The organism is Rathayibacter sp. AY1A3 (assembly GCF_002930975.1).
In the GTDB taxonomy this organism is placed as follows: domain Bacteria; phylum Actinomycetota; class Actinomycetes; order Actinomycetales; family Microbacteriaceae; genus Rathayibacter.
The window spans coordinates 20696-29119 of record NZ_PSTO01000040.1 but is presented as its reverse complement, the minus strand read 5'-3'; the positions used below and the strand labels follow the sequence as shown (position 1 = coordinate 29119).

The following is an 8424-nucleotide window of genomic DNA, read 5'->3' as shown; positions in this document are numbered from 1 at the left end:
CCCGCGTACCCCTCGGCGCCCGCCTACTCCTCCGCGCCCGCCTACTCCTCCGCGCCCGGCCACCCCGCCGCCTACGCGGCCGCACCGGCGCCCGTCGTCCCCCGCACGCTGAGCCTCGTCGGGATGATCCTCGGCATCGTCGGCCTGGTCATCACGCTCTTCGCCGCCGGTTTCGGCTTCCTGCTGTCGGCTCCGGCCGTCGTGCTCGGCTTCCTCGGACGCCGGCGCGAGCCGGCCGCGCGCGGCTTCGCGCTGACCGCGATCATCACCGGGTTCGCCGGCATCGCCGTCTCGCTGATCTACCTGGCGGTCTTCCTCGTCTTCGTCGTGGTGGCCCTCGCCGCCGGCACCTCCGGCTACTGAGCCGGCGCGGGCCGCTCGACGCGCTCCGCGAGCAGCGCGCGGTGGCGCCCGGCGATCCGCGTCAGGATCAGCACCGCGCTGCCGGCGCCGGAGAGGCCCAGCCGCTTGCGGAAGCGGGCGGGGTCGACGTCCACCCCGCGCTTCTTGATCTCGAGCACGCCGATGCCGCGGGTGCGCAGCTCCTTCGCCAGCGTGCGCTCGTCCAGCGGCAGCTCGGCGAGGACCCGGAAGCTGCGGAGGAAGGGCGAGGCGGCCTCATGGTCGCCGGTCAGGTAGGCGATGCCGGGCGAGACCATCCGCGAGCCGCTGGAGCGCGCGAGCTCGCCCAGGAGGCGCGCGCGGATCGCGGAGCCGTCCGGCTCGTGCACGAACGCGCCGAGGGGGCCGACCTCCTCGTCCTCGCTGTCGCCCGCCGCGGTGAGCTCGGAGGAGCCGGCCGCGCCGAGCAGCAGAGCGGAGCGGCGCACGCCCGGGCGCGCCAGAGAGCCGAACCAGAGCCCGGTCTCGACCAGCTCCCCGTCGACCGAGACCCACTGCGCCTCGGCGTCCCGCGGCAGGCGCTCGCGATCGAAGCCGGGACCCACCTTCACGCCCACGGGACGGTGCTCGGCCAGGCCGAACGCGAAGTCGAGGGAGGGGGAGTAGTCGTCCGGATCGTCGAGCCGGCGGGTCTCGCGGTGGCCCGCCGTGCGGCGTGCCGGGTCCAGGTAGACGGCGTCGAAGCCGTCGAGGTCGAAGGCCTCGGCCGTCGAGTGCACGGCGCTCGCCGCGGGGAACGGGGCGAGGTTGAAGCTGGCCAGGGTCGCGGTGACCTCGTCGGCCTCGACGGCGGTGACCGCCAGGTCGATCGCGGCCATCGCGAGGGCGTCGCCGCCGATCCCGCTGCCGAGGTCGGCGACGCGCGCCGCTCCCGCCGCGGCGAACCGGCCGGCGTGCAGGGCGGCGACGCGCAGCCGCGTCGCCTGCTCGAGTCCCGCGTCCGTGAAGAGCATCGAGCGGGCGAACTCTCCGAACTTCGCCTCCGCCTTCTGCCGGAGCCTCGCCTGGGTGAGCACCGCGGCGACGAGGACGGGGGAGTGGCCGGCGGCCCGGAGGCGTGCCACGGCCCGCACCAGGTCGTCGGACCGGTAGCCGTCGAGGGAGTCGAGGAGCCGGAGGCCCTCGGGGGAGAGGAGCTCGACCAGCTCGTCGCGTCGCATCCGGCCATGGTAGGCCACGGCCTCCCCGCGGGTCCGCCGCCCTGCTTGGCACTCTGATTGCACGAGTGCCAGCGGAGCCCCTACGATGGATCTAGCACTCTCGGAGCGTGTGTGCCAGAACCGCGTTCCGCCCACATCGTCGTCAAGAAAGAGGTCAACCGTGTCGGTGTCCATCAAGCCGCTCGAAGATCGCATCGTCATCAAGCAGGTCGAGGCGGAGCAGGTGACCGCTTCCGGTCTCGTCATCCCCGATACCGCCAAGGAGAAGCCGCAGGAGGGCGAGGTCGTCGCCGTCGGACCCGGTCGCATCGACGACAACGGCAACCGCGTGCCGCTCGACGTCGCCGTCGGCGACAAGGTGATCTACTCCAAGTACGGCGGAACCGAGGTCAAGTTCGGTGGCGAGGACCTGCTGGTCCTCTCCGCTCGCGACGTCCTCGCGGTCGTCGTCCGCTAGTCAGCATCCCTCGGAAGGGCCCGTCGACCTCGGTCGGCGGGCCCTTCCGTCGTTCCCGGTCCTCCTCGCGACCAGTGGCCTGATCCGCCCGCTACGGGGCCGTCCTCCCACCCCGCGCCTGCGTAGCATCGGGGAGTGACCAGCTCCCGCACCCCTGCCGAGTCCGTCTCGCCGTCCCCTTCGGACGTGCCCGTCGGCGAAGGAGTGGAGGCGCTCGGAGCGGCGGGACGCCCGGGCGGGATGTCCGGCACGGGGCTGCTGTTCGCGTTCTCGGCCTACCTGCTCTGGGGTGCGATGCCCCTCTACTTCATCGCGATGGCGCCGGCCTCGCCGTTCGAGATCGTCGCGTTCCGAGTGCTCTTCTCGCTCGTCTTCTGCGTGATCCTGCTCACGGTCCTCCGTGGCTGGCGCTCCTTCGGCGCGCTGCTGCGCCGCCCCCGCCTGCTCGGAGTGATGGCGATCGCGGGCGTGCTCATCTACGTCAACTGGCAGGTCTACGTGATCGCCACGACCACGGGCCACGTTATCGAGGCGGCCCTGGGCTACTTCATGAACCCGCTGGTCACGGTGCTGCTGGGCGTCCTGGTGCTGCGCGAGCGCCTCCGGCCACTGCAGTGGGCCGCGATGGGCGTCAGCGCGGTCGCGGTGCTGGTCATCGCGGTGGGCTACGGCTCCTTCCCGTGGATCTCGCTCGCCCTCGCCTTCTCGTTCGGCCTCTACGGCCTGGTGAAGAGCCGCGTCGGCGGCACGGTGGACGCGGTCGGCGGGCTGACGCTCGAGACGCTCTGGCTGACGCCGCTCGCCGTCGTGCAGCTGGCGGTCGTCGGCTCCACGGTGGGGCTGACCCTGACGACGGAGGGGACGGGGCACGCCCTCATCCTCGCCTCGGCCGGCATCGTCACGGCCGTCCCGCTGCTCCTGTTCGCGGGCGCCGCGCGCCGGCTCCCGCTGTCGATCGTCGGCTTCGTGCAGTACCTGACGCCGTTCCTGCAGTTCCTCGTCGGGGCCTTCGTGCTGCACGAGGAGATGCCGCTCGAGCGCTGGATCGGCTTCGCGCTGGTGTGGGCCGCCCTGGCGATCTTCTCAGGCGACCTCGTCGCCGCGGAGCGCAGACGGCGCCGATCGTCCGTCTGATCTGCGGAACGCGTCGTCCTGACGCGGCGCGACAGCGGACTGGTAACGATCCGGTCGCGAAACGTATTGGTAACACCCCTGTATTGTTCACGGCTGCTTCGGAGGTTAGGTTGGCCGAGCGGTTGCCACCGGCGCCGCTCCCACTGACACACACCTCTCAAGGAGCAACATGGGCGTTTACGCGAAGGCCGGCTCGGCCCGCGCGCGGTCCCTCCGGGCAACCCTCGGCGGCGTCGCCATTCTGGGCGCCAGCGCTCTCGTCCTCGCCGGCTGCGCCGGCGGCGGCGACAGCGGATCGAGCGGCGACAGCGGCTCGGGCGACCTGTCCCTCAAGATCGGCACGATCCTCCCGCAGACCGGCACCCTCGCCGTCCTCGGCCCGCCCGAGATCGCGGGCGTCGACCAGGCGGTCGTCGACATCAACGACGCCAAGGCCGGCATCACGATCGACGTGGAGCAGAAGGACTCGGGCGACACCACGACCGACATCGCGACGCAGTCGGCCACGTCCCTCATCGCCGACAACGTCTCCGCCATCATCGGCGCGGCGTCCTCGGGCGTCTCGAAGACCTTCATCGACCAGGTGACCCAGGCGGGCGTCGTCCAGATCTCGCCGGCCAACACCTCGCCGGACTTCACGACCTACGACGACGACGGCTACTACTGGCGCACCGCTCCCTCGGACGTGCTCCAGGGCCGCATCCTCGGCAACAAGATCCTCGGCGACGGCAAGACCAACGTCTCGATCCTGTACATGAACGACGCGTACGGCACCGGCCTCGAGAAGAACATCAAGGAGACCCTCGAGGCGGGCGGAGCATCCGTCGCGGCCGAGGAGATCTTCGAGCCGGCCTCGACCGACTTCAACTCGGCGCTGACCTCGGTCCTCGCCCCGAACCCCGACGCGCTGGTCGTCATCTCGTTCGACGAGATCAAGACCATCGCGGAGCAGCTCTCGGCCAAGGGCTTCGACTTCTCGAAGCTCTACGGCACGGACGGCAACTACGGCGTCATCGGCGAGTCCGACACCAACGTCGACATCGCCGGCGCGCAGTTCACCAACCCGGGTGTCCAGGCGTCCGAGGACTTCCAGGGCAAGCTGCAGTCGCTCGTCGAGTCGCAGGGCAACGACGCGCTGACCGTGTTCAGCTACGCGCCGGAGTCGTACGACGCCACGGTCCTGACCGCTCTCGCCGCGCTCCAGGGCGGGGCGACGGACGGTGCGACCATCCGCGACAACCTCATGTCGGTCTCGGAGGGCGGCACCAAGTGCACGACCTTCGCCGACTGCGCGAAGCTCATCGCCGACGGCGAGGACGTCGACTACGACGGCCTCTCCGGCCCGATCTCGTTCGACGAGAACGGCGACACCAGCGAGGCCTCGGTCTCGATCTACAAGTACGGCACGGGCAACACCACCTCCTTCGAGGAGACCGTCGAGGGTTCGCTGAACTGACGACGCGGTGACGCGGCTCCTGCCGCATCCCTGAGGGGCTCGGTCTTCGGACCGGGCCCCTTCGCCGTTCCCGGAGGGCAGAGGCGGAGACGCGCCGGTCGCGCGGACGCAGCGAGGCGCGGCGGTCGTCCGCGCGGGCGTCCGCTGTCGGGTGCGGGCGGACGGCTGCGCGGCGTCCAGGGCCTGGCGTCGCGTCGAGGAGCCACCCGGGAGGAGGAGCGGCTCGGACGGCCTGTGAACGCCTCCGAGCGCCTCTCCCGGCCTCGGGGAGCGCTCTGCCGGACCGCGGGTGGGAGCGACGACGTCGAGCGGGAACGCAGAAGCGCGCGCCCTCCCGAGGGAGGACGCGCGCTCGTGGAGTGTGGAGGGAGGGCCTAGGAGGCGCGGAGCAGCTCCGCCTCCTGCGCCAGGCGGTAAGTGACGAAGGAGCGGCTGTAGTTGCGGCGCTTGCCGCCGGTGGTCTCGGCGATGACGACCTGGGCGTAGACGCCGACGACGCGCCAGCGGTCGTAGTCGCCGATCGCACCGGTGCCGAAGCCGGCTCCGAGTTCCACAGGGGCGGGGGTGTAGCTCTTCATGGTCGGCTCCTTCGAGGCGGACGACGCGGCGCTCGAGGCGCTGCGGGGAGGGGAGGAGATCGGCGACCGATCGCGGTCCCTACCGGGGGAGAGGGGAGCGGGACGTCCCCCTGCAGGGCTGTCCCGTGTCCCCAAAACTACGGCAGGAAGGGCGATATCCTGTCCCCCTCGTGGGGGTCGCTGAAGCGGAGAGACTCTCGCTGTCCTGCCCTCGTCCCGCGGACAGGAGACCGAGGGTCCGGCCCGCCGTTCCGCCGACTTCCCGGGGGTTCGGCGGGCATCGCGGAGAGACCGGTGAAGGCCTGTCCGCGCCGGGAGAGCGGCCCCGCCTCCGCCCCGGAGCCGCATCGGCCCCTCGGCCCCGCTCGCGCCCGCTCCGGTCCCCGGCGACGACGAAGGGCCCGCCGTCCGGAGACGACGGGCCCTTCGCAGCGGGGGTCAGCCGCCGACGGTCGGGGTGCTCGTGGTGACCTCGTTGGTCGTCGCGAGCGTGCCCAGGTAGAGCTCGATGACCTTCGGATCGTTCATCAGCTCCCGGCCCGCGCCCTCGTAGGCGTCGCGGCCCTGGTCGAGGACGTAGCCGCGGTCGCAGATCTGCAGCGCCCGCCGCGCGTTCTGCTCGACGATCATGATCGAGACGCCCGCGCGGTTGATCCGCTGCACGTTGACGAACGTCTCGTCCTGCCGCATCGGGGACAGGCCGGCGCTGGGCTCGTCGAGCAGCAGCATCGACGGGTCCATCATCAGGGCCCGCGACATCGCCACCATCTGGCGCTCACCGCCCGAGAGCGACCCCGAGCGCTGCTTGAGCCGCTTGCTGAGCTCCGGGAAGAGCTCGGTGACGAACTCGAGCCGCTCCTTGTACAGCTTCGGCTTCTGGTACATGCCCATCTCGAGGTTCTCCTCGATGGTGAGCGACGGGAAGACGTTGTTGTTCTGCGGCACGAAGCCCACGCCCTTGGACACCAGCTTGTCGGCCTTGAGGCCGGTGATGTCCTCGCCGTTCAGCAGGACGGTGCCCTGGCGGATGTTGACCAGGCCGAACATCGCCTTCAGCAGCGTCGACTTGCCTGCACCGTTCGGGCCGATGATCCCGACGAGCTCGCCGCGCTTCACGTAGACGTTCGAGCCGTTGAGGATGTTGACCCCCGGCACGTAGCCCGCGTGCAGATCGTGCGTCTCGAGGGTGTTCGGAGTCGTCGTGTCGGCGGTCATCTCTCGTCCTTCTCGAATTCGACGGCCGGGGCGTCGGTCGTCGGGGCGACGCTCGTCGGCGCGGAGGCCGACGGGGACGCCGTTCCGGCCGCCGGAGCGTCGTGGCCGGGCGTCGGGATGCCGGCCTGCTCCGCCTGCCGCTCCACGTCCTCGCGGACGAGGTCGGAGTCCATCTCCTCGGCGATCTCGAGCTGGCCCTCGATCGTGCCCAGGTCGGTGTCGTGGTGCGCGCCGAGGTACGCGTCGATGACGGCCGGGTCGTTCATCACGGTCGAGGGCGGGCCCTCGGCGACGACCTTGCCCTCGGCCATCACGATCACCCAGTCGGCGATCGTGTTGACCATGTGCATGTCGTGCTCGACGAAGAGCACGGTCATGCCCTCGTCCTTCAGGTTCACGATGTGACCCAGGAGCGACTGCGTCAGCGCCGGGTTCACGCCGGCCATCGGCTCGTCGAGCATGACGAGCTCGGGCTCCGACATCAGCGCCCGCGCCATCTCGAGCAGCTTCTTCTGGCCGCCCGACAGGCTCGACGCGTAGTCGTCCCGCTTGGTGTCCAGCTTGAACTTCTCGAGCAGGCGGATCGCGCGCTGCTCGATCGAGTCCTCCTCCTTCGACCACAGCGGGCGGATGAGCGAGGTGAAGATGTTCTCGCCCTTCTGCCCCTTCGCGCCGAGCAGCATGTTCTCGAGCACCGTCATGCCGCCGAGCGCCTTGGTGAGCTGGAACGTGCGCACCATGCCCATCCGCGACACCCGGTAGGCCGGGACGTTGGCGAGGTTCTTGCCCTTGAAGTTCCACTTGCCGGTGTTGGGCTTGTCGAAGCCCGTCAGCAGGTTGAAGAACGTGGTCTTTCCGGCCCCGTTCGGGCCGATCAGGGCGGTGATGGATCCGCGGGGGATCTCGAGGTGCTCGACGTCGACCGCGGTCAGGCCGCCGAAGCGGCGGCTGACGTTGTCGGCGACGACGATGGGGTCCTTCTTCCTGACCCCGGGGACGATTGCTTCCTCGGTGATGTCCGAGACCGGCGTCTTAGGCAAAGTGCAGATCCTTCTTCTTGCCGAAGATCCCCTGGGGTCTGAAGATCACCAGGAGCATGAGGGCTACCCCCACCACGATGAACCGGATGGGTCCGGTCTGCACGGTGGTGAGGCGGATGAGGTCGTTGTTGAGGACCCCGGTGTCGATCCCGAGCGTGAGCAGTCCGTCGGTCAGACCGAGGACGACCCAGAAGATGATCGAGCCGACGACGGGTCCGAAGACCGTCGCGGCGCCGCCCAGCAGCATGATCGTGTAGAGGAAGAACGTGAGCTGGGTGCCGTAGTTGTCGGGCTGGAGCGAGCGGGGGAGGATGAACAGCGCTCCTGCGAGGCCTCCGAGCACGCCGCCCAGGATGAGCGCCTGGATCTTGTACGAGAAGACGTTCTTGCCGAGCGAGCGCACGGCGTCCTCGTCCTCGCGGATGCCCTTGATGACGCGGCCCCAGGGGCTGCGCATCAGGAGGAACACCAGGAGGCAGGCCAGGAGCACGAGGCCCCAGCCGACGATCCGCACCCACCACTGGTCCTGGCTGTAGGTGAGGACCCCGATGCCCCAGCGGCCCTCGGGGAGCGGGTTGAGGTCGTTGAACGCCTTCGCCGCGCCGTTGATGCCCTCCGAGCCGCCGGTGATCGCCGAGAACTCGGGGGTCTTGACCGAGAGCCGGATGATCTCCGCCGCCGCGATCGTGACGATCGAGAGGTAGTCGGCCCGCAGCCGCAGCGTCGGGATGCCCAGGATGAGCGCGAAGACGGTCGCCGCGACGATCGTCGCGAGGAAGGAGCCCCAGACGGGCCACTCGAACTTGACCGACGTGATGGCGAAGGCGTAGCCGCCCACTGCCATGAAGCCGGCCTGTCCGAAGTTGAGCAGCCCCGTGAATCCGAAGTGGATGACCAGGCCGATGGTCGCCAGCGCGTACGCGGCGACAGTGGGATCGACGATCTGCCCGATCGCCAGCCAGATGAAGTTGAGGTTCATGGT

Annotated in this window: 9 protein-coding genes; 4 read left to right on the top strand and 5 right to left on the bottom strand. The window is 70.1% G+C overall.

The genetic code is table 11. From position 1 onward, the window contains the following. Window positions 1-363, top strand: a 363-nt coding sequence (locus C5C10_RS17605; RefSeq protein ID WP_181073480.1) for a DUF4190 domain-containing protein, incomplete at its 5' end; no start/stop codon positions are given. Here C5C10_RS17605 and C5C10_RS15065 read toward each other — a convergent pair. Continuing rightward, on the bottom strand, window positions 357-1562 hold the full coding sequence (locus C5C10_RS15065; RefSeq protein ID WP_104329667.1) for an SAM-dependent methyltransferase: 1206 nt from the start codon (window positions 1560-1562) through the stop codon (window positions 357-359). The genes C5C10_RS17605 and C5C10_RS15065 overlap by 7 nt on opposite strands. Before the next feature lie 160 nt (window positions 1563-1722). Between C5C10_RS15065 and groES the strand changes: the two genes are divergently transcribed. The 3 genes from groES (at window position 1723) to C5C10_RS15050 (ending at window position 4609) form a co-directional block, all read left to right on the top strand. Continuing rightward, on the top strand, window positions 1723-2019 hold the full coding sequence (gene groES, locus C5C10_RS15060) for a co-chaperone GroES (protein ID WP_097167691.1): 297 nt from the start codon (window positions 1723-1725) through the stop codon (window positions 2017-2019). A gap of 240 nt (window positions 2020-2259) precedes the next feature. After that, a complete protein-coding gene (rarD, locus tag C5C10_RS15055) occupies window positions 2260-3153 on the top strand; it encodes an EamA family transporter RarD (RefSeq protein ID WP_104224726.1) in 894 nt (297 codons plus the stop codon). A gap of 169 nt (window positions 3154-3322) precedes the next feature. Next, window positions 3323-4609 (top strand): ABC transporter substrate-binding protein, encoded by a 1287-nt coding sequence (locus C5C10_RS15050; RefSeq protein ID WP_104329666.1) that lies wholly within the window; start codon window positions 3323-3325, stop codon window positions 4607-4609. Between the two features lie 374 nt (window positions 4610-4983). On the opposite strand, the gene C5C10_RS15045 is transcribed toward C5C10_RS15050, so the two are convergent. The 4 genes from C5C10_RS15045 to C5C10_RS15030 form a co-directional block, all read right to left on the bottom strand. After that, complete coding sequence (locus tag C5C10_RS15045) at window positions 4984-5187, bottom strand: hypothetical protein (protein ID WP_104329665.1); 204 nt, start codon at window positions 5185-5187, stop codon at window positions 4984-4986. Between the two features lie 438 nt (window positions 5188-5625). Continuing rightward, the gene (locus tag C5C10_RS15040; RefSeq protein ID WP_104224729.1) at window positions 5626-6402 is read right to left on the bottom strand and encodes an ABC transporter ATP-binding protein; all 777 of its coding nucleotides are present in this window, start codon (window positions 6400-6402) and stop codon (window positions 5626-5628) included. Beyond that, window positions 6399-7442 (bottom strand): ABC transporter ATP-binding protein, encoded by a 1044-nt coding sequence (locus tag C5C10_RS15035; RefSeq protein WP_104251056.1) that lies wholly within the window; start codon window positions 7440-7442, stop codon window positions 6399-6401. The genes C5C10_RS15040 and C5C10_RS15035 overlap by 4 nt, the downstream gene beginning before the upstream one ends. Continuing rightward, a complete protein-coding gene (locus C5C10_RS15030) occupies window positions 7435-8421 on the bottom strand; it encodes a branched-chain amino acid ABC transporter permease (RefSeq protein WP_104224731.1) in 987 nt (328 codons plus the stop codon). Before C5C10_RS15030 ends, C5C10_RS15035 begins: the two co-directional genes overlap by 8 nt. Window positions 8422-8424: the final 3 nt, after the last annotated feature.

Excerpts from the sequence above, each read along its gene's own strand:
- C5C10_RS15030 (WP_104224731.1), bottom strand. The coding sequence starts at position 8,421 with ATGAACCTCAACTTCATCTGGCTGGCGATCGGGCAGATCGTCGATCCC.
- C5C10_RS15065 (WP_104329667.1), bottom strand. The coding sequence starts at position 1,562 with ATGCGACGCGACGAGCTGGTCGAGCTCCTCTCCCCCGAGGGCCTCCGG.
- rarD (WP_104224726.1), top strand. The coding sequence starts at position 2,260 with ATGTCCGGCACGGGGCTGCTGTTCGCGTTCTCGGCCTACCTGCTCTGG.
- C5C10_RS15040 (WP_104224729.1), bottom strand. The coding sequence starts at position 6,402 with ATGACCGCCGACACGACGACTCCGAACACCCTCGAGACGCACGATCTG.
- C5C10_RS15045 (WP_104329665.1), bottom strand. The coding sequence starts at position 5,187 with ATGAAGAGCTACACCCCCGCCCCTGTGGAACTCGGAGCCGGCTTCGGC.
- C5C10_RS15050 (WP_104329666.1), top strand. The coding sequence starts at position 3,323 with ATGGGCGTTTACGCGAAGGCCGGCTCGGCCCGCGCGCGGTCCCTCCGG.